The following is a 23739-nucleotide window of genomic DNA, read 5'->3' as shown; positions in this document are numbered from 1 at the left end:
GTAAGGTCACAGTATCAGTCAAGCGGAAAGCCGGCGGGAACGCCGGCCTCCGCCCCCACCTTAAACTCCATCGGCCGCTTCGCGGCGACGAGATGCAGCTCCAGTTCGAGTTCCAGTGGATCGCCGAAATGCAAAAGCCTTGCCGGACACTGGTGGACTTGATCCGGGCATCCACGGCGACGGATGGACGATGCCGAGATGGCGTGGATGACCGGGCTGATCAGCGTATACCCGGCAGACCAGGCGGGGACACCGCCGGTTCGCGGCAGGCTGCGAGCACCTGCCCGCGCAGCCAGCGGTGGGCCGGGTCGGCGTCCTGCCGAGGGTGCCACATCTGCGTCACGACGACGTCATCCATGGAGACGGGAAGCGGGAAGGTGCGGACTCCGGCCGTGCCGGAGGCGACCTGCCGCTCGGAAACGAGGGCGATGAGGTCGGAGGCTCGGACGATCGCCAGAGCGGCCGGGAAGTTCGGCACCACCGCAACCACCTTGCGCGCAAGGCCGAGGGCGTCCAGCGCATCGTCGACCGGCTCCCTCGCCCGGCCGCGGCGCGAGGTGACCACATGGCCGCAGGCCGCGTACAGCTCCGGCGTCACCGTCTCCCGCAGTGTCAGCGGATGTCCATTCCGCACGGCGGCGACGAGCCGGTCGCGAAGCAGGCTCTGCACCTTCAACTCCGGTGCGGTTTCGGAGTGCGCACCGATCTCGAGGTCGACCAGCCCGTCCCGCAACGCCTGCACATCCCGGTCAGGTCTGGGCGCGAAGCGCAGGAGAACGCCGGGGGCTTCGGCGGTCACGCGGCTTACCAGCCGGGCGGCGAAGACCTCGATGAAGCTTTCGCTGGCGCGCAGGGTAAAGGTCCGCTCCAGCTTCGCGATGTCGATCGCCACCGCCGGACGCAACACCGCGCGGACCTCCTCCGTGAGGTCGTGCACCTGGTCCCGCAGCAGGATGGCCCGCGGTGTCGGCACGAGTCCACGTCCGGCCCGGACGAGCAACGGATCCCCGGTGACGTCCCGCAGGCGCGCCAGTGTGCGGCTCATGGCGGAATCGCTGAGGCCAAGCCGCCTTGCGGCTTTGACCACGCTGCCTTCCGCCAGCAGCGCGTCGAGCGCGATGAGAAGGTTGAGATCGGGATCCGCCATGGACGGACAGGCTAACACATGGCGTCTCATGCAGGAATAACCTGCTTGGGCCGCGTCTTCCGCCATGGCCCGCGGTGGGCATAGTGAATCCGACAGCCGTTGGAGACGCCCATGCCCCGTTCCACCACCGCCCAAAGTCCCGACACCTTGCCGCCGGATGGGTTGCCGGTTTCCCGCCGCGTCGCGGCCGCCGCGTCCGTCCTCGCCGCGATCGTGCTCGTCGTGCTCGACGGCGCCATCGCCAACATTGCCCTGCCGACCGTCGCCAGTAGCCTTGGCGTCGCGCCGGCCGACTCCGTCTGGATCATCACCGCCTACCAATTGGCGCTGGTGATTGCCCTCCTGCCCGTGGCCGCCCTCGGCGAAAGCCTGGGGTATCGGACGGTGTTCGCCGGCGGCGTGCTGCTGTTCAGCGCCGCTTCGGCAGGCTGTTCCCTGGCGCCGACGCTACCGTGGCTGGTCGTCGCACGGTTCGTGCAGGGCCTTGGCGGGGCCGCGGTTATGGCGCTCGGTGTCGCGCTGCTGCGCTTCGTCTATCCGCAGCGGCTGCTGGGGGCCGCCATCGGCTGGAACGCTCTGGCCATCGCCTTGTCCTCGGCGGCCGGGCCGACGATCGGGGCGGCCATCCTCGCCGTTGCCCCCTGGCCGTTTCTGTTCGCAATCAACATCCCGATCGGTGTCGTCGTGCTGGTGACGGCCCGCGCGCTGCCCGCCGTCGAGGGCGCGGCGCGGCGCATCGATCTCGTCAGCGTCGCCCTCAACGCGGGCTTTTTCGCCGCCCTGGTGATGGGTGCCGAGACCATGGCGTCCCAGCCCGGGCGTGGCGGCGCGTTGCTCCTGGTCGCGGTGCTCTGCCTTGCCGGTCTCGTCCGGCGCGAACGCGGGCGCGAGGCGCCGTTGGTCCCCCTTGACCTGCTGCGGGTGCACTCCTTCCGCCTGTCGGTCGTCGCCTCCGTTCTCTGCTTCATGGGTCAGATGGCGAGCGCCGTGGCGTTGCCCTTTTACCTGCAGCACGGGCTGGGGCAGGACGCCTTCACGGCCGGCCTGATGCTGGTGCCGTGGCCGCTCGCAACCGCCGTTGCGGCGCCGATCGCGGGCCGGCTGTCCGATCGCATGGCGACGGGCTGGCTGTGCGCCCTGGGCGGTCTGCTTCTCGCCGTCGGCCTCGCGCTTGCGGCGGCGTGGCCGCTTCAGCGCGACCCGCTGCCGCTCCTGGCGTTCATGGTGATCAGTGGCTTCGGCTTCGGCCTCTTCCAGACGCCCAACAACCGCAACATGCTGCTCACGGTGCCCAAGGCGCGCAGCGGTGCTGCTGGGGGAATGCAGGGCACCGCAAGGCTGGTCGGGCAGACCGCCGGGGCTGTGATCATGACGCTGCTGTTTTCCCTCGCGTCCAGCTCCGTGGCGGCGTCCCGCATCGGCCTTGCCGTGGCGGCTGCCCTCACCCTGGCGGGAAGCCTTGCGAGCGTGCTTCGCGTCCCCGTGCGCGGCGGCACGGCGGCTGCGGCAGACGCACCGGCCCATGGCCGGTAACCCTTCCGGTGCCCCCGGTACACCGTTGGCGCGCTTGGCAGCCTTTTCCGCTTTGGCGGCAGGTTCGAGAGCTTTGGCTGGTCCTTCTTTCGCCAAACCGTGGCGTGGTGGAGACGTGCCTGCCTTTCAGGCGGGCCTTTCAAGGGCGCGCTTATTTTCCCTGTTTCGATCGCACAAAAGCGTCGAAGCCCTGCAGGAAGGAGCGCAGCTGTTCGGCGATCTTCGGGTCCGAGATGGTGCCGTCCTCACCGAGGATCGTGTGTGCCCGCGAGACCAGCAGGCGGCCTTCGCTCCACAATTCGGCACCAAGCGTGCGGAGGACCGGGAGCCACGCGTTCTGGCTGAGAATGGTGCCGAACCCGCCGGGCGAGGCGCCCATCAGCGCGACGGGCTTCCCGCCGAACACCCGCGGGATGTCGGCCGGCGGTCGCGACAGCCAGTCGATGGCGTTCTTGAACACGCCAGGGATCGAGTTGTTGTACTCCGGCGTGACGAGCAGAAGCCCGTCGGCCGCCGCGATGGCGTCCTTCAACTCAGCGACGGGGCGCGGGATCCCCTCGGCGGCCTCGAGGTCGCCGTCGTAGAGCGGGATCCCGCGGATGCTGCCGATGGTCAGCACCGCGCCGTCCGGCATCGAGCCGGCGGCGGCCTTGAGCAAGGCGGTGTTGAGCGAGCCGTGGCGGAGACTGCCCGACAATCCGATCAGTGTGGTCATTCGCGCCCCTATAGTCATGAGATCGGCCGCTGATGGCGATATGGCCGCCGCCTTGCGGATCTTCAAACCCGGCACGTCGCATTTCGCCGACGGGGATGGCCGACGACGCACAAGCCTCCACCTTATTCCCTGATCCTGTTGCCCTGATTTTGTTGGTTGTCCCAAGGAGGTGTCGCATGTGGCCGGACATTCCGTATGAGCCCTGGCGCGACACCTGCGCGGCCTTGCACCTCTACACGCAGATCGTCGGCAAGTACCGCCTCGCGCGCACGCCCTGGGTGAACCACTCCTGGCACGCCACGCTGTACGTGAACGGACGGGGGCTGACGACCGGACTGATCCCCGACGGGCCGGGAGGCGTGGAGGTCGCCTTCGACTTCATCGACCACGCGGTGGTGGGGTGCGCGACCGACGGCCGCTCCGGTCGCTTCGCTCTCGGCCCGACGACGGTCGCCGGCTTTCACGCGCGCTTCCTTGAACTCCTCACGTGGCTCGGGGGCACGCCACGGCTGCACGACCGACCCAACGAGGTGCCCGACCCGGTGCCGTTCGCCGCCGATCGGGCCGAGCGCCCTTACGATGCGGATGCCGTGCGGCGGTTCTTTGGGGCGCTGGTGTCGGTCGATGGCGTGCTGAAGCGGTTCCGCACGGCGTATCTCGGGAAGGCCAGCCCGGTGCATTTCTTCTGGGGCAGCTTCGACTTGGCGGTCACCCGCTTCTCCGGCGCCCCGGCCCCCCTCCACCCCGGCGGAGTCCCGGCCCTGCCGGACGACGTCACCCGCGAGGCGTACAGCCACGAGGTGTCCTCGGCCGGCTTCTGGCCGGGTGGAGGCGTGATCAAGGAGCCAGCCTTCTACTCCTACGCCTATCCGGCGCCGAAGGGCTTCGCCGACTCTGGGATCGAGCCCGAGGACGCGTGCTTCAACCGTGACCTGGGCGAGTTCCTGCTTCCCTACAATGCCGTGCGTCAGTCGGCCGATCCGGAAGCAACCCTGATGGCGTTTCTGGAGAGCACATACCGCGCGGCGGCGGAACTCGGCGGCTGGGAGCGTGATCGTCTCGAATGCGCGCCCGGAAAACCACGCCGGCCGCGCCCGCTATGACGGCCCGCTATGACGGCCCGCCGGCTCACACGGCGTCGCTTCTGTTGTGGAAAGGGGATCCCGACGGGGCTATGTGCCCTGACGCGCCGACGGGACAAGGTCCAGCCGCCGGCCGATGCCGACGTTGGTGATGAAGGTCTCGTCGTGGCTGACCAGCAGGAGCGCGCCGTCATAGGTCCGCAATCCCGCCTCCATGGCTTCGATGGAGTCGATGTCCAGGTGGTTGGTCGGCTCGTCGAGGATGAGCAGCGCCGGCGGCTGTGATCCGCCCAGGGCGCAGGCGAGTCCGGCTCGCAGTGTCTGCCCGCCGCTCAGCGTGCCGACCCGCTGCAACGCCGCGTCCGCCCGGAACAGGAAGCGGGCGAGCGACGAGCGGCAGGCATTCTCGGTCGCGCCGGGGTTCAGGCGCATGAAGTTGTCGAGGATCGACGCCTCGGGATCGAGGATGCCGACTCGCTGGTCCAGCATGGCGAAGCCCACGGCGACGGACACCGTTCCCCGGACGGGAGCGATCTGCCCGGCGATCAGCTTCACCAGCGTCGTCTTGCCCGATCCGTTCGGCCCGGCGACGGCCACCCGCTCCGGCCCGACCATGGTGAAGGACAGGTCGCGGATAACCGGCTGATCGGCGTCGTGGCCGGCGGTGACGCCATCCAGCCGGAGGACGGTCCTGTTGGCCGGAAGCCCGGTGGACGGCAGCGCCACCGACAGATCCTGCAGGACTTCAATGCGGGCCCGCGCCGACGCGAGCGCGGCCTCGGCCTCGGCCCGCTGGCGGTCGGCCAGCCGGGCGCCCTCGCCCCGGCTCGCCTCGGCGTTGCTCTTGCGTGCGCCCAGAAGAATGCGGGGGGCGTCGCCACGCGCGCCTGTCCGCGCCCCGGCGGCGTCGCGGCGGTCCTGCCGCTCCGCCGCAAGTTGCGCCTTGCGCCGGACTTCCGCCGACCGCTTCTCCGCGTGGGCCAGATCCTGCTGCACGGCCTCCATCTCCGTCGCCTTGCGCTCGCGGTAGCGGCTCCAGTTGCCGCCGTAGCGTGAGGCCCCCAGGGAGGTCAGTTCGACGATCGCGTCCATGCGGTCGAGGAGTTCGCGGTCGTGGCTGACCACGATCGCCCCGGCCCGCCAGCCCGCGAGCAGAGCGATCACGGCTTCCCGGCCGGGGCGGTCGAGGTTGTTGGTCGGTTCGTCCAGCAGCAGGAAGTCCGGTTCGGCGAAGACCGCCGCGGCAAGGCCGGCACGCGTCCTCTGGCCGCCCGACAGGTCCGTCAGACGGGTGTCGGGGCCGGCGTCGAGCCCGACGCGCGCCAGCGTGGTGGTGATGCGGTCCTCAAGCGTCCAGTCGGCCCCGGCCAATTCCTCGGCGTCCGCCACGCCGGCCTCGGCGCGGCGCAGGATGGCGAGCGCTCCGGTCACGCCGAACAGGTCGGCCACCGTCTCGCCCGCGCCTGGTTGGAGCGTCTGCCTCAGCAGACCGATGGTCCCGCTCACCAGGACACTGCCGGCGAGAGGCGGAAGCTCGCCGGTGATGAGTTTCAGCAACGTGGTCTTGCCGACGCCGTTCCGCCCGACGAGCCCGGTGCGCTCCCGCCCAAAGCTGAGGTCGAGGTCACTCAGGACGGTGTGGCCGTCAGGCGCCGACCATGCGAGGCTGGACAGGGTGATGGACGCCATGCAGGGGACCTTGTTGAAAGCGCGTTATCGGCACGGTATCGTGCTGATATCAGAGCGCGGCAAAAAACGCAACGGCGCCGTGCTGTTTTGACCGTGCTGTTTTGACCGTGCTGTTTTGACCGTGCTGTTTTGACCGTGCTGTTTTGAAAGGACAGGGTATGGGCGACAGCGAACGCAGGCCGGGAGGGCGACCGACCCGGGAGCAGGCCGCCGCCATTGACGCGCGCATTCTCGACGGCGCCCGGTCCGTCTTCTGCCGCAAGGGCGTCGCGAACAGCAGCGTGGAGGAGATCGCCGTCGAACTCGGGATCTCCAAGCACACGCTCTACCGCCGCTATGCCAACAAGGCGGCTCTTCTCGAGGCCGTGGTCGCGCGCGATATCGAGCAGTTCCGCCAAACCCTGTCCTTCGCCGCCGGCAACGGGGCAGGGCCGCTCGACGCCTTGCGCCGCGCCGCGCTGCGCTATGTGGAGGTCGGGTCGTCGCGGACGTACGCGGCCTTCTATCTCTCCGTCATCGCGGAGGCCGCCGTCTCGCCCGCCCTTTGCGCCCGGCTGGCGGAATGGTCGGGCCGCGCGCTGGAGCCGCTGGTCGAGGCCGTCGCGACCGCCCAGGCGGCGGGCTCCCTGCGGCCCGGCGACCCCGCCGCGGTCGGCGGAATCCTCATTGACCTTCTGGAGGGCGTCAACAACCGGATCCGCCTGCATGACGAGACAGCGGGTGACGGCCCGTCCCCGCTTGAGCTGTTCGAGACGCGTTGGGCCGTCTTCACCGCCGCCCTGGGCGCAAGCGGCTGACCTGCTCATGCCGACGGCACCTGAAGGCGCCGTCGGCATGCCCCTCTCGATCAATGCTAAAGCATTGATCTGCCGGGTTTCACGGCCGGAAAATGATGGAAGTGATCATTTTCCGGCCGTATCAGAGGCGGTGACGTTCAATTTCGACCGCATGCTGGACAAGACCCACCCGGCGGCGGGCACCGGACCCTTCCCGCTCGACTTCTTCTTTTCAGCCACCGATCCCGGCACGGGCGAGGATCGGCCATGCGGAACAAAGTCTAGCGGTCGCTGTCTTGCGGTCAATGACTCCCGGTCTATGGAAGGTCATTGGGCCACGCCGCCTCACACGCATGGGCGCTCGCGGCCAACAGCATCGACCGGTGGCGCATCTCGTGCAGCGCTCCGGCGACAAACGCGTCGGCTTCGCGCGCCGCACGCGCCTCGGCGTTGTGGCCCCGGCAATGGTGCAGCGTGTAAACCTCGGCCTCCCCATCCCAGACCGAAAAGAGCCCGAGGGTGTCGATCTGGAGGCGGTAGTCCAGGCCGAGCTTTTCCATGTGCCTGTTGAACGCATGCTGCGTCGTGTGGTGCGGCATGATCAATCCTCCACGGATTCAGGCCTCCACGGATTCAGGATCGCGCCAACGACGCCGGCTCGGCAACCGGGAAACCGGACGAGATCGAGCGCGTTGGACGACGCCGAGCCCCTTTCGCGCAAGGCTTCGAATTCCTCGCCCCTGCGGAAGCCGTCGTGACGTGCCCTGGTTGCACGGCCATGCAGCGCTGAACAGCCCTGCGGCGCGATTGGTGATCGCTGTTACCTATGGCTGATTGTGGAAACTCGGCGACGCCTTTAGCCTCTCGCGAAAACAACCAAGAAACCACGATCACGAACAGCAGGAGGCAACGTCCATGCGTTTTCTTACGTCGCTCGCCTACGGTATTGCTGCCTGCGCCCTGTCGGCCGGCATGGCCGCCGGGACCGCTCAGGCCCAGATTTCCAACGATGCGGTGAAGATCGGTCTGCTGACCGACATGTCCGGGACCTATTCCGACCTCGCCGGCGCCGGCGCGGTCGCCGCGGCCCAGATGGCGATCGAGGATTTCGGCGGAAAGGCCGCCGGCAAGCCCATCGTCCTGCTGACCGCCGACCACCAGAACAAGGCCGACATCTCCGCCAACAAGGCGCGCGAATGGGTGGACGTCGAGAAGGTGGATGTCTTCGCGGAGCTGGTCACGACGTCCGTGGCGCTGGCCGTGAACGAGATCGCGAAGGCCAACAACAAGATCAGCCTGATTTCCGGCACCGCCTCGTCGCGGATCACCAATCAGGACTGCTTCAAGGGTGGCATTCACTGGACTTACGACACCTACGCCATGGCCATCGGCACCGGCCGCGCCATGGTGGAGGAGGGCGGCAAGAGCTGGTACTTCCTGACGGCCGACTACGCCTTCGGCCAGAACCTGCAGGACGACGTCAGCAAGGTCGTCAAATCGGCCGGCGGCAAGGTGCTGGGTGCGGTCAAGCACCCGTTCCCGGCCAGCGACTTCTCCTCCTTCCTGCTCCAGGCCCAGGGATCGAAGGCGGAGGTGATCGGCCTTGCCAACGCCGGTGCCGACACCATCAACGCCATCAAGGCCGCCAACGAGTTCGGCATCGTCCAGGGCGGCCAGAAGCTGGCGGGCCTGCTGGTCTTCATCACCGACATTCACTCGCTGGGTCTTGAGACGGCCAAGGGCCTGAACCTGACCACCGGCTTCTACTGGGACATGGACGAGAAGACCCGCGAGTGGTCGAAGCGCTTCCACGCCAAGGTCGGCAAGATGCCCAGCATGGTCCAGGCTGGCGTCTATTCCTCGCTGATGCACTATTTCAAGGCGGTCGAGGCCACGGGGACCGACGACACCGACAAGGTGGTCGCCAAGATGAAGGAAATGAAGGTCGAGGACTTCTTCGCCCGCAATGGCCGCATCCGCGAGGACGGCCGTATGGTGCACGACATGTATCTGGCCCAGGTGAAGACCCCACAGGAATCGAAGGGGCCGTGGGACTATTACAAGATCGTACGCACCATCCCGGCGGAGGAGGCCTTCCTCCCCATCGCCGAAAGCCAGTGCTCGCTGGTCAAGAAGTAATCGCCAACTAACCCCACCACCCCTGTGGGCGGCGTCACGCCCACAGGGGTGGTGGGGACCGCACCGAAGGCTTGGCCCTACGCCGTGCTGCGCGGCGGCCGATGCACTACGCGCCGTACTGCTCGTCCGTCACTTTCTCCATCCAGTCGACGGCCTTGCCGTCAAGCTGCTCCTGGATGGCGATGTGCGTCATGAAGGTGGTGGGCGACGCGCCATGCCAGTGCTTCTCGCCGGGCGGGAACCAGACCACGTCGCCGGGGCGGATCTCCTCGATCGGGCCGCCTTCGCGCTGCACCCGGCCGCAGCCGGCCGTGACGATCAGCGTCTGCCCCAGCGGGTGGGTGTGCCACGCCGTACGGGCGCCGGGCTCGAACGTCACGCTGGCGGCCGTCGCGCGCGCCGGGGCGTTCGCCTGGAAGAGCGGGTCGATGCGAACCGTGCCGGTGAACCAGTCGGCCGGTCCCTTGGCGGACGGCTGCGAGCCGACGCGCGTGATGTTCATGATTTCGATCCTCCGGTTTTTGCCCCGTCCGGGGCTGCTGTTGAGCAACAATGTAATTCACGCCGACGCATGCGATCAGCGGCCCCAAGGCGCATGGGCCTATCGACCGGGCTCATGAATGCGACGTTCTCGGGTCGCGACCGCACGCCCTTTGGCAGCGTGATCACAAGGGGGGTGCTCTGACCGCAAAAAATCCCCCTGACACTTGATTAAGGACAAGCGTCGGATCCGCATGAGCAGGTATCGGTAAGCCCGACAACACGCTCAACCAGTTTCGAGCCGTCCAACCGCCATGACGGGCCGCCGCCTCATCCGCAATCGCAGCGCTGGGAGAACCGCTTCAGGCGGCTTCGCCGGACCGCATGCGGTTGGATCGCATGGGGTTGGATCGAGCGGCCGGCCGCTGGCCCGAGGATGGGCCGGGATGGCGGCGTGGCTGGCGGTGCTGGCGATCCTGGTGCAGACCATCGTCCCGGACTTCGCCATGGCGGCCCGCAACGCGGCCCGGCAGCAAGCCACGGCAGCCACGGCGCAGCAGATCCATCATGCCGATCACCAACACCGGGACGGAGCGGCGCAGCCCGGCAAACCCGCGCCGGCGGACCGACATCAGGTCGAGGATGTCTGTGCGTTCTGTCTCGCGCTGAACACGCACGGAACGCCGCCCCATCCCGGAGCGGAGCTTGCCGTTCCGGTGAGCTACACGACGACCGTGATCCTCGCACGGCCTGGGATCCGCCCACCGCAGCTCTTCCTCGTCGGCAGCGGACCACGCGCGCCGCCGTCCGCCGAACAGGCCTGATCGCGCCCCTGTCCTATCCCCACGTCCGATCCCCACACCCGATTCCCTACGCCCGATCCCTGTTCGGAGCCACCATGAAACACGTCCACGCTCTGGCGCTCGGCGCCGGGCTTCTGTGCCTCGCCGCCACGGCCGGCACCGCCTCGGCGCATGTCTCGCTGGAAACCCGCGAGGCCCCCGCCGGCAGCTACTACAAGGCCGTCCTCCACGTTCCGCACGGCTGTGCCGGCGCCGCCACCACGGCGATCCGCGTCCGCCTGCCGGAAGGGGTGATCGGCGTCAAGCCGATGCCCAAGCCGGGCTGGGAGCTGGCGACCAAGGAAAGCGACTACGCCCAAGCCTACGAATCGCACGGCCGCACCATCACCCGCGGCGTCACCGAGATCGCCTGGACCGGCGGCTCCCTGCCCGACGCCTGGTACGACGAGTTCGTCTTCCAGGCGCTGCTGCCCAAACAGCCGGCCGGCACGGTGCTGGCCTTCCCGGTCGTGCAGGAATGCGGGGCAACGGCCAGCCGCTGGATCGAGCTTCCCGAGCCCGGAAAGCCGGAAGGGCGCGAACCGGCACCGACCGTGACGCTCACCGCCGCCCCGAGCCGCTGAGCGGCCCAGCCCGCCGGCTCTCCCCATTCGCGAATTCACGAACGACGTCGCGCGCGCCACCGCGCGCGTGGCCTTCGCGCGTGGCCGGTCCACGCGCGGACCAGGGAGGCATTCATGCCGAACCATGATCTTTCGGTCATCGGACTCTTCCTCGCCGCCGATCCGGTGGTGAAGGGCGTGATGATCCTGCTCATCCTCGCCTCGGTGATGTGCTGGGCGATCATCCTCGACAAGGCGTTGGCGCTCGGCCGCGCCAAGCGGCAGGCCCGCCGCTTCGAGGTGGCCGTCGCCGAGGGCGCCGACCTCGACGAGGCCGCCGCGCCCGGCCTGCCGGCCGCCATCGTCGCCGCCGCCCGCCGGGAGTGGCTGGACCACGAGGCCGGCGAGAGCCGCGCCGCCGCGCGCGAGCGGATGGACCGCGCCATGCGCGTCGCCATGGTGGAGGAGCTGCGCCGGCTCGACGCGCACCTGCCGCTGCTCGCCACGGTCGGTTCCTCGGCCCCCTTCGTCGGCCTGTTCGGCACGGTCTGGGGCATCGTCCACAGCTTCACCGCCATCGCCCAGTCGAACGACACCAGCCTCGCCGTGGTGGCCCCCGGCATCGCGGAGGCGCTGTTCGCCACCGCCATCGGGCTGGTCGCGGCGATTCCCGCCGTGGTCGCCTACAACACGCTGACCGGCACGCTCGGCCGGCTCTCGCAACGGCTGTCGGTGGCCATCGGCCGCCTGGCCGGCCGCATGGCGCGGGAGCGCATGGTCCACCTGAAGGCGGCCGAGTGATGGGGATGGCACCGACCGACGGCGGTGCGGGGCTCGGGACCGGAGACGACGTCTCCTACCGCCCCGTCGCCGAGATCAACGTCACGCCCTTCATCGACGTGATGCTGGTCCTGCTCATCATCTTCATGGTGGCGGCCCCGCTGATGACGGCGGGGGTCCCCGTGCAGCTGCCCAAGACCGCCGCACAGGCGGTCAGCCAGCCGCGCCAGCCGGTCGTCGTCAGCGTGGACCGCGACGGCCGCCTGTTCCTGCGCGCCGACGAGATCGCGCCCGCCGACATGCCGGCGCGGCTGGCGGCGCTCGCCAAGGAGGATCCCGAGACGGTCGTGTATGTGCGGGGGGACCAGTCCCTCAGCTATGGCCGCGTGATGGAGCTGATGGGTCAGGTGAGCCGGGCCGGCTTCACCCGCGTCTCGCTGATGGCCGAGGGGCCGGCGGCGCTTCCGGCCGGCTCCGGGAGGCCTTGAGTCATGGTTTGGGCCATGGGCTGGATGATCCGCCGATGGGCGCCGTTCCTGTCGGTCTCGGCCCACGCGGTCGTGCTGGCGGGTCTGACCACGCTGCACGAGCCGCCCCGGCCGACGCCGCCGGTCCTGCGGATCGAACTGACCGTGCCGCCAACGGAAGCGGTCGCCGAGGCCGCCCCATCTCCGGAGCCTCCCCCCGTTCCCGAGGTGAGCGAGCCCCCGGTTGAGCCGATGGTCGAGCCGGTTGAACCCCCACCGCTGGCGGAGCCGCCCGCCGATCCGGAACCGCCGGTTCCCGATGCGCCGCCTCCGGCGGTCGCGCCCGTGCTGGCGCCGGTTCCGCCGCCCCCGAAACTTCAGCCAAAGCCCCAGCCGAAACCCCAGCCGCCGGCGAAGCTCCCGCCGGTGACGCATCGGGCGCCGCCGGCCACCATGCCGCGCGAGGCGGTTTCCGCGCCGCCATCGTCCGTGGCCCCGCCTCCTCCGGGCGCCACGGCGGCTCCGGCCCCCGTCCGCGCCGCCGGACCGCCGCCGGACTATCTCGCGGCGATCCAGGCCCGCCTCGCCCGGCACAAGGTCTACCCGCGCGCCGCCCAGCTGGCCCGCGAGCAGGGCACGGTGCTGCTGCGCTTCGCCGTCGCGCGCGACGGGCGGGTGCTGTCCTGGAGCATCGAGCGCGGCTCGGGCTTCACAAGCCTGGACCGTCAGGTCGAAGTGATGGTCGAGCGTGCGGCACCCCTACCGCCCATCCCGGACAGCATCGTCGCCGACCGGCTCGACATCGTCCTCCCCGTGCAGTTCGCCTTGCAGTGAGGAGGCGGACCTTCGCATGACGCGCCGCCCTCGCCCCCCTTTCCCCTGGACCGCCACGCTCGCCGGCGTGCTGGCCGCCTGTCTGCTGATGCTCCTGGTCCAGGTGCCCCGGCAGGCCGTGGCGATGCTGGCGGCCGAGATGGTCCAAGCCATGGCGGACGGGGCGATGTGCGTGCACGAGACCGGCGTGCACGGCGGCGAGGAGGGCAAGCCGTCGGACGCTCCCGATGCTCGGCACGACCATGCGCCATGCCTGGCCTGTCAGGTGTGCTGCACCCTGCCGGCCGCCCTCCCCGCAGCGGACGCCGAGCTGCCGCGGCCATGGCTTTCGGCGCTGCTCCGGTCGAATCCCTCCAGACCTCTCCCACGCCGCCGGCCGCGCGGCCGCCGCGCCAACGCCCGTGCCCCGCCCAGGTCGTCTCCGCCCGCTTCCGCCTCAACGACGTGAACACCCGGCCGGCGGCATCGCCGGCCCTTGGAGAGACCTTTCGTGACTCGCTTCGCACACATTGGTTCCGGCGCCGCGGCGCTCGCCACCCTCCTCATGATGACCACCGCCCTGTCGCCGGCCTCGGCGCAGACCCAAACACTCGCGTCGGACAAGCCGATCACGCTGGACACGCTGACCATCAACGCGCAGGCCGCCGGTTCCCTGACCGCCCCGACCGCCGATCAGGCGCGCGAAGACCTGAACCGGACGCCCGGTTCGGTCGGCTTCGTGGACAGCGAATCCTACAAGGGCCGCCACGCCGAGAACCTGCGCGACGTCCTCCAGGACACGCCCGGCGTCTTCGTGCAGAGCCGCTACGGCCAGGAGGTCCGGCTGTCGGTGCGTGGCTCCGGCCTTGGCCGCGGCTATCACCTGCGCGGGCTGGAGGTGCTGCAGGACGGCATCCCGGTCAACCTCGCCGACGGCAGCGGCGACTTCTACCAGATCGACCCGCTGGCGCTGCGCTACACGGAGGTGTTCCGCGGCGGCAACGGGCTGGCTTACGGCTCCTCGACGCTCGGCGGCGCCATCAACTTCGTCACCCCGACGGCGCGCACGGCGGTGGCGCCGAACATCCTGCGCCTGGAGGGCGGCAGCTACGGCACGGCGCGCGCCAGCGGGCAGGTCTCGCGAGTCCTTGGCGACGCCGATTTCCTGGTGAGCGGCACGGTCACCCACGCCGACGGCTACCGCGACCATTCGCGCCAGCAAGGCGAGCTGATCAACGGCAACCTCGGCTACCGCTTCAATCCGGACGTCGAGACGCGCTTCTACGTCGGCGCCTATGTCGTCGATCAGCAATTGCCGGGTTCCCTCAGCCTCAGCGACGCGCTGCACAACCCGACCAAGGCGGCGCCCAGCGCGGTCACCGGGAACCAGTCCCGCATGACATGGACGGAGCGTCTGGCCAACCGGACCACCGTCCATCTCGACGGCGGGCAGATCGACTTCGACAGCTGGGCGATCCACAAGAAACTGTTCCACCCGATCTTCCAGGTCATCGACCAGGACGGCTGGACCTACGGCGTGGCGCCGCGCTACACGACCTCCTTCACGGTGGGGGGCTTGCGCGACGATCTGGTCGTCGGGGCGCGGGCCTTCGCCGGCAACACCACGGCGCTGCAGTTCGTCAACATCGCCGGCAGCCGGGGGGCGCAGACCGCCAACACCCGCCAGGACGCCCGCAATTACGAGGCCTACGCGGAGAACCGGCTGTTCCTGACGCCGACCGTCGCCCTGATGACCGGCGCCAAATTCCTGCGCAACGAGCGGGAATTCACCGACAAATGGAACCCGCGCCGCGATTCCAGCCAGACCTACGAGGGCGTGAACCCGAAAATCGGCCTGCTGTGGGAGCCGCGGCCCGACGTCCAGGTCTTCGCCGACGTCACGCGCAGCCAGGACGTGCCCGACTTCGGCGACCTGACGCAGACGCAGGCCAACGGGCGGCCCGGCTTCGTGCCGTTGCAGGCGCAGCGCGCCTGGACGGCGGAGATCGGCACGCGCGGGGACATCGGGCGCTTCGCCTGGGACATCACGGCCTACCGCTCGATGCTGCGCGGCGAGATGCTGCAGTTCACCACCAACCCGGACATCCCGGCGGCGACCTTCAACGCCGGGCGCACGCTGCACCAGGGCATCGAGTTCGGCGCGCGCGCCGATCTGGTGCGGGACCTGTCGGGACCCGGGGCCGGCGACAAGCTGGTCCTCGGTCAGGTGTGGACCTTCAACGACTTCAAATTCCGCGATGACCGGCAGTACGGCAACAACACCGTCGCCGGTGTGCCCGAGCACGTCCTGCGCACCACGCTCACCTACAGCCGGCCCGACGGCTTCTACATCACGCCGACGGTGGACTGGGTGCCGAACGGCGCCTGGGCGGATCAGGCGAACACCCTGCGCGCGCCGGGCTACACGCTGCTGGGGCTTCAGACGGGCGTCGACCTGCCCAACGGCGTGCTGCTGTTCGTCGATGCTCGCAACCTGACGAACAAGCACTACGTCAGCGACATCGGCACGATCACCGACGCCCGCAAGGCCGGCACCCAGATCTTCTATCCGGGTGAGGGACGCACCGTGTACGCCGGCGTTCGCGCGGCGTTCTGAGCAGCCGATTCTGAGCGGCCGATGAGGCGGGGCGGGCAAGCCTTCCGGTGGAGCCGCCCCGCCGTTTGTCCGGGTTGCGGCGCCGCCCCGCCCGGCGCAATGAAAGGCCCCATGCAGACCAGCCCTGTCGAACAGGACCTCGTGCTCGTCGGCGGCGGCCATGCGCATGTGCACGTGCTGAAAAGCTTCGGCATGCGCCCGGTGCGGGGCGTGCGGCTGACGCTGGTCGCACGGGATGTCGAAACCCCTTACTCCGGCATGATTCCCGGCATGATCGCCGGGCACTACACGCACGACGACTGCCACATCGATCTCTGGCGCCTCGCCCGCTTCGCCGGGGCCCGGATGGTCCATGCGGAGGCCGTCGGGCTCGACCGCGCGGCGCGGCGCGTGCTGCTGCGCGGCCGCCCGCCGTTGCGCTACGACCTGCTGTCGCTCGACATCGGCTCCCGCCCGGCGCTCGACCCGCCGGGTGCCGCCGGGCACGCCATCCCGCTGAAGCCGATCGACGGCCTGACGGAGCGCTGGAGGCGTCTGTCCGATCGATTGTGCGCGGCGGCTGAACCGTTGCACGTCGCCATGGTCGGCGGCGGGGCGGCCGGGGTGGAGGTGGCGCTGTCCATGCAGCATGCGCTCCGCCACCGCTGCCCGGCCGCCCTGCCCCGCCTCACCCTGGTGACGCGCGGGCGCCTGCTCGCCGGCCAGCCGGACGCGGCGGCGCGGATCTTCCGCCGGGTGCTGGGCGAACGGGGCATCGCGCTGCGCGAGGAGGCCGAGGTGGCGCGGGTCGAGGCGGACGGGCTGGTCTTCGCCGACGGCTCCGCCCTGCCCTGCGACGCCGTCGTCTGGGCGACGCAGGCCAGCGCGGCGCACTGGCTGTCCGACACCGGCCTGACGCTGGACGAGCGCGGCTTCGTGGCGGTCGACGCCGCGCTGCGCTCGGTCAACGACCCGCTGGTCTTCGCGGCCGGCGACGTGGCCGACGTGCAGCCGCACCCGCGCCCGAAGGCCGGCGTCTTCGCCGTGCGGCAGGGGCCGCCGCTCGCGGAGAACCTGCGGCGGGCGCTGGCCGGACAGGCGCCCCGGCCGTTCACGCCGCAGCGCCGCTTCCTGTCACTCATCGGCACCGGCGACCGCCGGGCCGTCGCCATCAAGGGACCGCTGGTCGCGGAGGGGGCGTGGGCGTGGCGGCTCAAGGAGTGGATCGACCGGCGCTGGATGCGCGGCTACCAGGACTTGCCGGCGATGCGCCCGCCCCCTCCCCCCGCGGCACTCCCGGAGATGCGCTGCGGCGGCTGCGGCGCCAAGGTCCCGGCCGCGGTGCTGGGCCGTGTGCTGGACCGGCTGGGCGTCGGGGAGGCCGGCGACGATGCCGCCGTGATCGAAGCACCCACCGGCGGGCCGCTGCTCCAGACCGTTGATTTCTTCCGCGCCTTCGTCGATGACCCCTACGTCTTCGGCCGCATCGCCGCCACCCACGCGCTGGGCGACATCCACGCCATGGGCGGCACGCCGCTGACCGCGCTGGCCGTCGCCGGGCTGCCGCCCGCCCGCGCCGGGATCCTGGAGGACGACCTGTACCAGATGCTGCGCGGCGGGACGGACGTGCTGGAATCGGCCGGCGCCCGTCTCGTCGGCGGCCACAGCGCCGAAATGGCGGAGCCTGGGCTGGGCTTTTCCATCACCGGCGTGGCCGGGGCGCGGATTCTGCGCAAGGGCGGCCTGCGGCCCGGCGACGCGCTGGTGCTGACCAAGCCGCTGGGGACCGGCGTCCTTCTGGCGGCGGAGATGCGGGGGGCGGCGAAGGCGCGCTGGATCGCGGCGGCGCTGGACGGCATGCAGATGTCCGCGGGCGCGGCGGCGGCCTGCCTGCTGGAACACGGCGCCACCGCCTGCACCGACGTGACCGGCTTCGGGCTGCTCGGCCACCTGCTGGAGATGCTCGACGCCTCGGGCGCCGACGCCGCGCTCGACCTGGGCGCGCTGCCGGCGCTGGAGGGCGCGGCGGACCTGCTGGCCGCCGGCATCGCCAGCACCCTGCACCCGGAGAACGCCCGCGCCGCCAATCGCCTGTCCGGGGACATCGGGGACCCGCGCGTCGCGCTGCTCTTCGATCCGCAGACGGCCGGCGGGCTGCTCGCGGGCGTCCCGGCCGAGCGCGCAGCGGCCTGTCTCGACGCGTTGCGCGCCTCGGGCTATGCGCACGCCGCCGTGATCGGCACCGTGGAGCGCCAAGCCGGCGGTCTGCCGCACGTCGTCTGTCGGGCAGATTAAATTTTCCGGAGGAGCGAACCGAACCCAAACGGGCGGAGTTGAGGCGACTGGGACCACGGAACCGCCGGTCATAGCGATGCGCACGGTCGAAGGAATCATCACGCTCTCGCAGGAGGGGCGCTTCCAGCTCGTCGGCGACGAGGGGATCGCCAAGCTGTTCGTGCTGGCGCACGACGCGCCCATCGAGCCGCAGGATTTGCCCCCGCTCGCCCGCGCCAAGGCGCGGGTCGCCGTCCGCTACGACGAGCGCCCCGGCCTGATCGCGGGGATCGTGCACGACATCGGATACGCAGAGGAGCCCCGCGCATGACGCCCATCCGCCGCCGCACCCTCGCCGACCGCGCCCGCGGCTTCCTGCGGGAATGGTCCGTGCCCCGGCAGATGCGCGGGGAAAGCCCCTTCTCCGACGCCGCCCGAAGCACGCGCTCCGAATCGCTGCGCCCGCGCCTGGAGGAGGCGGACACGGTCGGCACCAACATATGCCCTTACTGCGCGGTGGGCTGCGCCCAGTTGATGTACGCCAAGGACGGCCGGCTCATCCATGTGGAGGGCGACCCGCGCAGCCCGATCAACCAGGGCACGCTGTGCCCCAAGGGGGCGGCGACCTTCGGCTGGCTGACCAGCGAGACGCGCATGAGCACGGTCCTCTACCGCGCCCCGCATTCCGACCGCTGGGAGCGCAAGCCGCTCGACTGGGCGATGGACCGCATCGCGCACCTGACCAAGCGGACCCGCGACGAGAGCTTTGTCCATAAGCTTCCAGACGGGACCATCGTCAACCACACGCTCGCCATGGCGTCGCTGGGCGGCGCCACGCTGGACAACGAGGAGAACTACCTCATTAAGAAGCTGTTCAGCGGCGGCCTGGGCATGGTGTGGATCGAAAACCAGGCAAGGGTCTGACACTCCTCCTCGGTGCCCAGTTTGGGTGCCTCCTTCGGCCGAGGGGCGGCCACCCTGCCCCAGTGGGATCTCGCCAACGCGGACTGCATCCTGGTGATGGGGTCCAACATGGCCGAGAACCATCCGATCGCCTTCCGCTTCGCCCTTCAGGCGAAGGAGAAGGGGGCGACGCTGATCCACGCCGACCCGCGCTTCACCCGCACCTCGGCGCTGGCCGACGTCTACGCGCCGGTGCGCGCCGGGACCGACATCGCGTTCCTCGGCGGTATCATCCACCACATCCTCGAACACGACCTGTGGTTCAAGGACTACGCGCTGAACTACACCAACATCGCCACCATCATCGACGACAGGTTCGAGGATGCGAGCCGGAACGACGGCAGGTTTTCCGGCTGGGACGAGACGAAGAAGTCCTACAGCTTTGAAAGCTGGCAATACGAGGGCGAGTTCGTGCCCTCCTCCCTGGCCGAGCATTTCGTGAACACCACCGAGTCCTTCTCCGACCTCACCAAGCGCCTGCAAAAGGGACCGACGCCCAAGGACGAGACGCTGCAACACCCGAACTGCGTCTACCAGATCCTGAAGCGCCACTTCGCCGCCTACACGCCGGAGATGGTGGAGCGTGTGACCGGCTGCCCGAAGGAGACCTTCGTCAAGGTCGCCGACGCGCTGGCCCGCGCCTCGGGGCCGGAGAAGACGGGAACCATCTGCTACGCCGTGGGCTGGACGCACCACTCCACCGGCGTGCAGATGATCCGCGCGGCGGCGATCATCCAACTGCTGCTGGGCAACGTCGGGCGGCCCGGCGGCGGCATCCTGGCGCTGCGCGGCCATTCCAGCATCCAGGGCTCCACCGACATCCCGACGCTGTACAACCTGCTGCCGGGCTATCTGCCGCAGCCGCACGCGCTGAAGCCCCACCACTCGCTCCAGGACTACATCGACCACGAGGCGACGCCCACGGGCTGGTGGCACAACTTTCCGAAATACATCGTCAGCCTGCTGCGCGCCTGGTACGGCGAGAACGGCATGAAAGAGAACGGCTGGGGCTTCGAGTGGCTGCCCAAGATCATGGGCGATCATTCCCAACTTCCGATGACGCTCGCCATGAAGGACGGGCTCATCAAGGGGCTGTTCCTGCTCGGCCAGAACCCGGCGGTGGGCGGCAGCAATTCGACGCTGGTGCAGCGCGCGCTGGCCAACCTCGACTGGATGGTGGTGACCGACTTCACCGAAACCGAAAGCGCGTCCTTCTGGTACAAGGGCCACCCGGTGCGCGACGGCGAGCTGGCGCCCAAGGACATCAAGACCGAGGTGTTCCTGCTCCCCACCGCGCTGGCCGGCGAGAAGGCCGGGACCTTCACCAACACCCACCGCCTGATCCAGTGGCACGACAAGGTGGTGGAGGCGCCGGGCGACGGCCGCTCCGACCTGTGGTTCGTTTATCACCTCGGCCGGCGGCTGAACGAGCTGTACCGCACCAGCGCCGACCCGAAGGACCTGCCGATCCGCTACCTCACCTGGGATTACCTCACGACGGGCGAGCGCGAGGAGCCGGACGCTGAAGCGGTGCTGAAGGAGATCAACGGCTACAGCTGGGCCGAGACCAAGGAGGGGCGCGAGCAGATCCCCGACTTCAAGCACCTGAAGGACGACGGCTCGACCGCCTGCGGCTGCTGGATCTACACCGGCGTCTTCCCCTCGAACGGCCACAATCACGCGCGCTCGCGCAAGGCGGACGGACCGGACGGGCCGGGCACGCATCTGGGCTGGGGCTTCGCGTGGCCGTCCAACCGGCGCACTCTGGTCAACCGCGCCTCCGCCGACCCGTCCGGCAAGCCCTGGTCGGAGCGCAAGAGGCTGGCGTGGTGGAACCCGGACAAGGGCGAATGGGAGGGGCACGACGAGGTCGATTTCTCCACCAACAAGGCGCCGGACTATTGCCCCGACTGGTCGAAGGAGCCGTCGGGCATGGACGCGCTGAGCGGCACCGACCCCTTCATCATGATCGCCGACGGGCGCGGCGCGCTGTTCGTGCCCTCGGGCATCAAGGACGGCCCGCTGCCCACGCATTACGAGCCGGTGGAATCGCCGGTGAGGAATCCCTTCTACGGCCAGCAGCACAACCCGACCGCCAAGATCTGGGACCGGCCGGACAACCCGACCCACGAGGCGGCCGACCCGCGCTACCCCCATGTTCTGACCACCTACCGCCTGACCGAGCACCATTCCGGCGGCACCCCGACCCGCTCGGTGGCGTCCACCGCCGAACTGCAGCCGGAGGGATTCTGCGAAATTCCGCCGGAACTGGCGGCGGAGCTGGGCATTGGGACGCTGGACTGGGTGGTGCTCTCCACCCCGCGCGGCGCCGTCGAAACCCGTGCGCTGGTCACCGAACGGCTGCGGCCCTTCCTTATCGACGGGCAGCGGGTCTACCAGATCGGCATGCCCTGGCATTTCGGCTGGAACGGCTTCGCCACCGGCGATATCGCCAACGTGCTGACCGCCGTCATCGGCGACCCGAACACCGGCATGCACGAGAACAAGGCGCTGACCTGCGCCCTGCGCAAGGGGCGCCTGGAGCGCCCCGGAGATGGCCCCGGAAATGGAGGATAGGCATGGGTGTCCCCGCCCGCGCGCTGGACTACGCCGAGCCGGTCCTGCCCGGCATGATTCCAAACGAGTCCGAGCTGACCGCCGGCGTCACCATCGAGCCCGGCAAGAGCTACGGCTTCTTCACCGACACCACGCTGTGCATCGGCTGCAAGGCCTGCGAGGTGGCGTGCAAGGAATGGAACGCGCTCCCCGCCGACGACATGCGGCTGACGGGCACCAGCTACGACAACACCGGCCGGCTGTCGGCCAACACCTGGCGGCACGTCGCCTTCGTCGAGAAGATCAGCCGGAACGGGAACCGCGCCACCGAGATGCCGCCGTTCCAGAGCCACTGGCTGATGATGAGCGACGTGTGCAAGCACTGCCACAACGCCCCCTGCCTGGAGGCCTGCCCGACCGGCGCCATCTTCCGCACGGAGTTCGACACGGTCGTCGTGCAGCAGGACATCTGCAACGGCTGCGGCTACTGCGTGCCGGCCTGCCCATTCGGCGTGGTGGACCTCAGCCCCGACGACGGCAAGGCGCACAAGTGCACGCTGTGCTACGACCGCCTGAAGGGCGGGCTGGAGCCGGCCTGCGCCAAGTCCTGCCCCACCGACTCCATCCGCTTCGGCGAGGTGCCGACGCTGGTGGAGATGGCGGAGAAGCGCGTCGCCGACCTGCACGGCAAGGGCGCGAAGGACGCCTATCTCTACGGCGCGCCGGGTTCGCCGGGGGCGACCGGCGGCCTCGGCCACCTCAACGCCTTCTTCCTGCTAACCGACCGGCCGGAGACCTACGGCTTCCCCACCGCGCCGACCCGCGCCTCCAACCGGGTGGAGCCGGCGCTGGCCGCCGGGCTCGCCACCATGGCCGGGCTGGCGCTGGCCGCCGTCGCCCTGTTCGCCACCGACCGCCGTTAGGAAGAGCAATGCCCCAACTCCCCATGGCGCAGGACAACGCCCCCCGCCTCCCCGGCCCGGCCGCCAGGCCCTATGAGGGCGAGACCTACTATGGCCGACCGGCGCTGAAACCCAGCCCGTTCGGCTGGAAGACCAGCGGCTACATCTTCCTGGCCGGATTGTCCGGCTCGGCGCAGATCATCGGCACCGCGGCGGACCTGACGGGCCGGCGGGGATCGGGGCCGCTGGTGCGCAACGCCCGGCACGTGGCGATGGCCGCCCCGACGCTGGGCGCGCTGCTGCTGATCGGCGACCTGCACACGCCGAGCCGTTTCTACAACATGCTGCGCATTTTCCGGCGCACCTCGCCCATGTCCATCGGCAGCTGGATCCTGACCGGCTTCGGCGCCTTCAGCGCGCTGACGCTGGAGGCGCAATGGGTGGGGCTGGCGCGGGTGGCGCGGGCGGCACAGGTGCCGGCCGCCGTCGCCGGGGCGGGCATGAGCGTCTACACCGCGGCGCTGCTGTCCGCGACCAGCACGCCGCTGTGGGCCTCGTCCCCGCGCCTGCTGGCGGTGCGCTTCGGCAGCTCGGCCATGGCTTGCGCCGCGGCGGCGCTGTCGCTGGGAGAGCGCATCGACGGGCGGCCGGAGAACACCAGCACGCTCGACCGGGTGGCGCTGGCGGCCAGCGCGGTGGACCTCGTCGCCTCGCTGGCGTCGGAGCGCGAGCACCACGCCGAGGGCGTCGCCGGCCCGGTGGACGACACCGTCTGGGCGTCGGTCCAGAAGGTCGGCGCCATCGCCGTCGGCGCCGCCGTGCCGGTGGTCTGCCACGCGGTCAACGCCGCACGGCGCCGGCCTTCGGCGGCGTTGTCGGTGCTTGGGGCGCTCGCCATTCTGGCCGGCGGCATGGCGTTGCGCTCCGCCATCCTGCACGCGGGCAACCGTTCGGCACAGCGCCCGCAGGACTATTTCCGCTTCGCCCAGCCGCCGCATTCCGCCGGCCGCAGCCTGCCCAACCCCCTGCCATCGGAGCGCGTCGGATGAAGCCGGAGCACGCCAACCCCGGCAATGACTGCGGCGACGCCCTCGCCACGCTCGACCGCATCCTCGCCGCACCGCCGGAGGACATCCCCGTCCAGGACACCTACGACGCCATGGCCGAAGCCTCCCGCTGCCTCGTGCGCATGCGCGACTCCCTGATCGCGCGCAGCCGTGCCGGGGAGGATGTCTCCCAACGGCTGGCGCACGTCAACGCGGTGCTGAGCGTCACCTTCGGCGGCGAATACCCGCTGGTCGGCGTCCGCCGCAAGCGGATCGAGAAGGCGCGCGACCTGCTGCGCGAGGTTCAGGAGGGGTAAGATTGAGAGACTGTGAGTTTATAGGAGAGGAATTTTCCCCGTCATCCCCGCGAAGGCGG

Annotated in this window: 23 protein-coding genes; 18 read left to right on the top strand and 5 right to left on the bottom strand. The window is 69.9% G+C overall.

Annotated features, from left to right (window positions below):
• Positions 1 to 220: 220 nt before the first annotated feature.
• Positions 221 to 1177, bottom strand: a complete 957-nt coding sequence (locus tag ACSVC7_RS13990) for a LysR family transcriptional regulator (protein WP_448204870.1) — start codon at positions 1175 to 1177, stop codon at positions 221 to 223.
• An 81-nt stretch (positions 1178 to 1258) separates the two neighbouring features.
• Here ACSVC7_RS13990 and ACSVC7_RS13985 point away from each other — a divergent pair, with 81 nt between their 5' ends.
• On the top strand, positions 1259 to 2680 hold the full coding sequence (locus ACSVC7_RS13985; protein WP_448204871.1) for an MFS transporter: 1422 nt from the start codon (positions 1259 to 1261) through the stop codon (positions 2678 to 2680).
• A 151-nt stretch (positions 2681 to 2831) separates the two neighbouring features.
• On the opposite strand, the gene ACSVC7_RS13980 is transcribed toward ACSVC7_RS13985, so the two are convergent.
• Entirely contained in the window at positions 2832 to 3395 is a 564-nt protein-coding gene (locus tag ACSVC7_RS13980; protein ID WP_448204872.1) for an NADPH-dependent FMN reductase, read from the bottom strand.
• A gap of 176 nt (positions 3396 to 3571) precedes the next feature.
• On the opposite strand from ACSVC7_RS13980, the gene ACSVC7_RS13975 reads away from it, so the two are divergent.
• Positions 3572 to 4498: a DUF5996 family protein gene (locus tag ACSVC7_RS13975; protein ID WP_448204873.1), complete on the top strand. Its 927-nt coding sequence runs from the start codon at positions 3572 to 3574 to the stop codon at positions 4496 to 4498.
• A gap of 69 nt (positions 4499 to 4567) precedes the next feature.
• Here ACSVC7_RS13975 and ACSVC7_RS13970 read toward each other — a convergent pair whose 3' ends face one another.
• Positions 4568 to 6166: an ABC-F family ATP-binding cassette domain-containing protein gene (locus ACSVC7_RS13970; protein WP_448204874.1), complete on the bottom strand. Its 1599-nt coding sequence runs from the start codon at positions 6164 to 6166 to the stop codon at positions 4568 to 4570.
• 158 nt (positions 6167 to 6324) lie between these two features.
• Between ACSVC7_RS13970 and ACSVC7_RS13965 the strand changes: the two genes are divergently transcribed.
• Positions 6325 to 6963 (top strand): TetR/AcrR family transcriptional regulator, encoded by a 639-nt coding sequence (locus ACSVC7_RS13965; protein ID WP_448204875.1) that lies wholly within the window; start codon positions 6325 to 6327, stop codon positions 6961 to 6963.
• Between the two features lie 296 nt (positions 6964 to 7259).
• Here the strand turns inward: ACSVC7_RS13965 and ACSVC7_RS13960 are convergent, their stop codons facing one another.
• Positions 7260 to 7541, bottom strand: a complete 282-nt coding sequence (locus ACSVC7_RS13960) for a hypothetical protein (protein ID WP_448204876.1) — start codon at positions 7539 to 7541, stop codon at positions 7260 to 7262.
• A gap of 316 nt (positions 7542 to 7857) precedes the next feature.
• Here ACSVC7_RS13960 and ACSVC7_RS13955 point away from each other — a divergent pair, with 316 nt between their 5' ends.
• The gene (locus ACSVC7_RS13955; protein ID WP_448204877.1) at positions 7858 to 9081 is read left to right on the top strand and encodes an ABC transporter substrate-binding protein; all 1224 of its coding nucleotides are present in this window, start codon (positions 7858 to 7860) and stop codon (positions 9079 to 9081) included.
• 106 nt (positions 9082 to 9187) lie between these two features.
• On the opposite strand, the gene ACSVC7_RS13950 is transcribed toward ACSVC7_RS13955, so the two are convergent.
• Positions 9188 to 9583, bottom strand: coding sequence for a (R)-mandelonitrile lyase (locus ACSVC7_RS13950; protein WP_448204878.1), 396 nt, complete (start codon positions 9581 to 9583; stop codon positions 9188 to 9190).
• 424 nt (positions 9584 to 10007) lie between these two features.
• Between ACSVC7_RS13950 and ACSVC7_RS13945 the strand changes: the two genes are divergently transcribed.
• The 14 genes from ACSVC7_RS13945 (at position 10008) to ACSVC7_RS13880 (ending at position 23680) form a co-directional block, all read left to right on the top strand.
• Positions 10008 to 10385 (top strand): DUF2946 family protein, encoded by a 378-nt coding sequence (locus ACSVC7_RS13945; protein WP_448204879.1) that lies wholly within the window; start codon positions 10008 to 10010, stop codon positions 10383 to 10385.
• Between the two features lie 74 nt (positions 10386 to 10459).
• Positions 10460 to 10987, top strand: coding sequence for a YcnI family copper-binding membrane protein (locus tag ACSVC7_RS13940; RefSeq protein ID WP_448204880.1), 528 nt, complete (start codon positions 10460 to 10462; stop codon positions 10985 to 10987).
• Between the two features lie 114 nt (positions 10988 to 11101).
• Positions 11102 to 11767: a MotA/TolQ/ExbB proton channel family protein gene (locus ACSVC7_RS13935; RefSeq protein ID WP_448204881.1), complete on the top strand. Its 666-nt coding sequence runs from the start codon at positions 11102 to 11104 to the stop codon at positions 11765 to 11767.
• A gap of 5 nt (positions 11768 to 11772) precedes the next feature.
• On the top strand, positions 11773 to 12234 hold the full coding sequence (gene tolR, locus ACSVC7_RS13930) for a protein TolR (protein WP_448204882.1): 462 nt from the start codon (positions 11773 to 11775) through the stop codon (positions 12232 to 12234).
• A gap of 3 nt (positions 12235 to 12237) precedes the next feature.
• On the top strand, positions 12238 to 13047 hold the full coding sequence (locus tag ACSVC7_RS13925; protein ID WP_448204883.1) for an energy transducer TonB: 810 nt from the start codon (positions 12238 to 12240) through the stop codon (positions 13045 to 13047).
• A 16-nt stretch (positions 13048 to 13063) separates the two neighbouring features.
• A complete protein-coding gene (locus tag ACSVC7_RS13920) occupies positions 13064 to 13495 on the top strand; it encodes a DUF2946 family protein (RefSeq protein WP_448204884.1) in 432 nt (143 codons plus the stop codon).
• A 42-nt stretch (positions 13496 to 13537) separates the two neighbouring features.
• Entirely contained in the window at positions 13538 to 15643 is a 2106-nt protein-coding gene (locus tag ACSVC7_RS13915; protein ID WP_448204885.1) for a TonB-dependent receptor family protein, read from the top strand.
• A gap of 111 nt (positions 15644 to 15754) precedes the next feature.
• Positions 15755 to 17917: a slr1591 family oxidoreductase gene (locus ACSVC7_RS13910; RefSeq protein ID WP_448204886.1), complete on the top strand. Its 2163-nt coding sequence runs from the start codon at positions 15755 to 15757 to the stop codon at positions 17915 to 17917.
• A gap of 76 nt (positions 17918 to 17993) precedes the next feature.
• A complete protein-coding gene (locus tag ACSVC7_RS13905; protein ID WP_448204887.1) occupies positions 17994 to 18227 on the top strand; it encodes a hypothetical protein in 234 nt (77 codons plus the stop codon).
• Positions 18224 to 18820 carry a hypothetical protein gene (locus ACSVC7_RS13900; protein ID WP_483508362.1) on the top strand — a complete coding sequence of 199 codons (597 nt, stop codon included), beginning with the start codon at positions 18224 to 18226 and terminating at the stop codon, positions 18818 to 18820. The genes ACSVC7_RS13905 and ACSVC7_RS13900 overlap by 4 nt, the downstream gene beginning before the upstream one ends.
• Before the next feature lie 12 nt (positions 18821 to 18832).
• A complete protein-coding gene (locus ACSVC7_RS13895) occupies positions 18833 to 21436 on the top strand; it encodes a molybdopterin-dependent oxidoreductase (protein WP_483508361.1) in 2604 nt (867 codons plus the stop codon).
• 2 nt (positions 21437 to 21438) lie between these two features.
• The gene (locus tag ACSVC7_RS13890) at positions 21439 to 22338 is read left to right on the top strand and encodes a 4Fe-4S dicluster domain-containing protein (RefSeq protein WP_448204888.1); all 900 of its coding nucleotides are present in this window, start codon (positions 21439 to 21441) and stop codon (positions 22336 to 22338) included.
• Between the two features lie 8 nt (positions 22339 to 22346).
• Positions 22347 to 23366, top strand: coding sequence for an NrfD/PsrC family molybdoenzyme membrane anchor subunit (nrfD, locus tag ACSVC7_RS13885; RefSeq protein ID WP_448204889.1), 1020 nt, complete (start codon positions 22347 to 22349; stop codon positions 23364 to 23366).
• A complete protein-coding gene (locus ACSVC7_RS13880) occupies positions 23363 to 23680 on the top strand; it encodes a hypothetical protein (RefSeq protein WP_448204890.1) in 318 nt (105 codons plus the stop codon). Before nrfD ends, ACSVC7_RS13880 begins: the two co-directional genes overlap by 4 nt.
• The last annotated feature ends 59 nt before the right edge of the window (positions 23681 to 23739 follow it).

It is taken from the genome of Azospirillum mesophilum (assembly GCF_053470405.2).
This window is presented reverse-complemented; position numbering and strand designations above follow the sequence as displayed.

Bases quoted from the DNA above. Each gene is read 5' to 3' on its own strand.
- ACSVC7_RS13990 (WP_448204870.1), bottom strand. From the start codon at position 1,177: ATGAGACGCCATGTGTTAGCCTGTCCGTCCATGGCGGATCCCGATCTC.
- ACSVC7_RS13985 (WP_448204871.1), top strand. From the start codon at position 1,259: ATGCCCCGTTCCACCACCGCCCAAAGTCCCGACACCTTGCCGCCGGAT.
- ACSVC7_RS13980 (WP_448204872.1), bottom strand. From the start codon at position 3,395: ATGACCACACTGATCGGATTGTCGGGCAGTCTCCGCCACGGCTCGCTC.
- ACSVC7_RS13975 (WP_448204873.1), top strand. From the start codon at position 3,572: ATGTGGCCGGACATTCCGTATGAGCCCTGGCGCGACACCTGCGCGGCC.
- ACSVC7_RS13970 (WP_448204874.1), bottom strand. From the start codon at position 6,166: ATGGCGTCCATCACCCTGTCCAGCCTCGCATGGTCGGCGCCTGACGGC.
- ACSVC7_RS13965 (WP_448204875.1), top strand. From the start codon at position 6,325: ATGGGCGACAGCGAACGCAGGCCGGGAGGGCGACCGACCCGGGAGCAG.
- ACSVC7_RS13960 (WP_448204876.1), bottom strand. From the start codon at position 7,541: ATGCCGCACCACACGACGCAGCATGCGTTCAACAGGCACATGGAAAAG.
- ACSVC7_RS13955 (WP_448204877.1), top strand. From the start codon at position 7,858: ATGCGTTTTCTTACGTCGCTCGCCTACGGTATTGCTGCCTGCGCCCTG.
- ACSVC7_RS13950 (WP_448204878.1), bottom strand. From the start codon at position 9,583: ATGAACATCACGCGCGTCGGCTCGCAGCCGTCCGCCAAGGGACCGGCC.
- ACSVC7_RS13945 (WP_448204879.1), top strand. From the start codon at position 10,008: ATGGCGGCGTGGCTGGCGGTGCTGGCGATCCTGGTGCAGACCATCGTC.
- ACSVC7_RS13940 (WP_448204880.1), top strand. From the start codon at position 10,460: ATGAAACACGTCCACGCTCTGGCGCTCGGCGCCGGGCTTCTGTGCCTC.
- ACSVC7_RS13935 (WP_448204881.1), top strand. From the start codon at position 11,102: ATGCCGAACCATGATCTTTCGGTCATCGGACTCTTCCTCGCCGCCGAT.
- tolR (WP_448204882.1), top strand. From the start codon at position 11,773: ATGGCACCGACCGACGGCGGTGCGGGGCTCGGGACCGGAGACGACGTC.
- ACSVC7_RS13925 (WP_448204883.1), top strand. From the start codon at position 12,238: ATGGTTTGGGCCATGGGCTGGATGATCCGCCGATGGGCGCCGTTCCTG.
- ACSVC7_RS13920 (WP_448204884.1), top strand. From the start codon at position 13,064: ATGACGCGCCGCCCTCGCCCCCCTTTCCCCTGGACCGCCACGCTCGCC.
- ACSVC7_RS13910 (WP_448204886.1), top strand. From the start codon at position 15,755: ATGCAGACCAGCCCTGTCGAACAGGACCTCGTGCTCGTCGGCGGCGGC.
- ACSVC7_RS13905 (WP_448204887.1), top strand. From the start codon at position 17,994: ATGCGCACGGTCGAAGGAATCATCACGCTCTCGCAGGAGGGGCGCTTC.
- ACSVC7_RS13900 (WP_483508362.1), top strand. From the start codon at position 18,224: ATGACGCCCATCCGCCGCCGCACCCTCGCCGACCGCGCCCGCGGCTTC.
- ACSVC7_RS13890 (WP_448204888.1), top strand. From the start codon at position 21,439: ATGGGTGTCCCCGCCCGCGCGCTGGACTACGCCGAGCCGGTCCTGCCC.
- nrfD (WP_448204889.1), top strand. From the start codon at position 22,347: ATGCCCCAACTCCCCATGGCGCAGGACAACGCCCCCCGCCTCCCCGGC.
- ACSVC7_RS13880 (WP_448204890.1), top strand. From the start codon at position 23,363: ATGAAGCCGGAGCACGCCAACCCCGGCAATGACTGCGGCGACGCCCTC.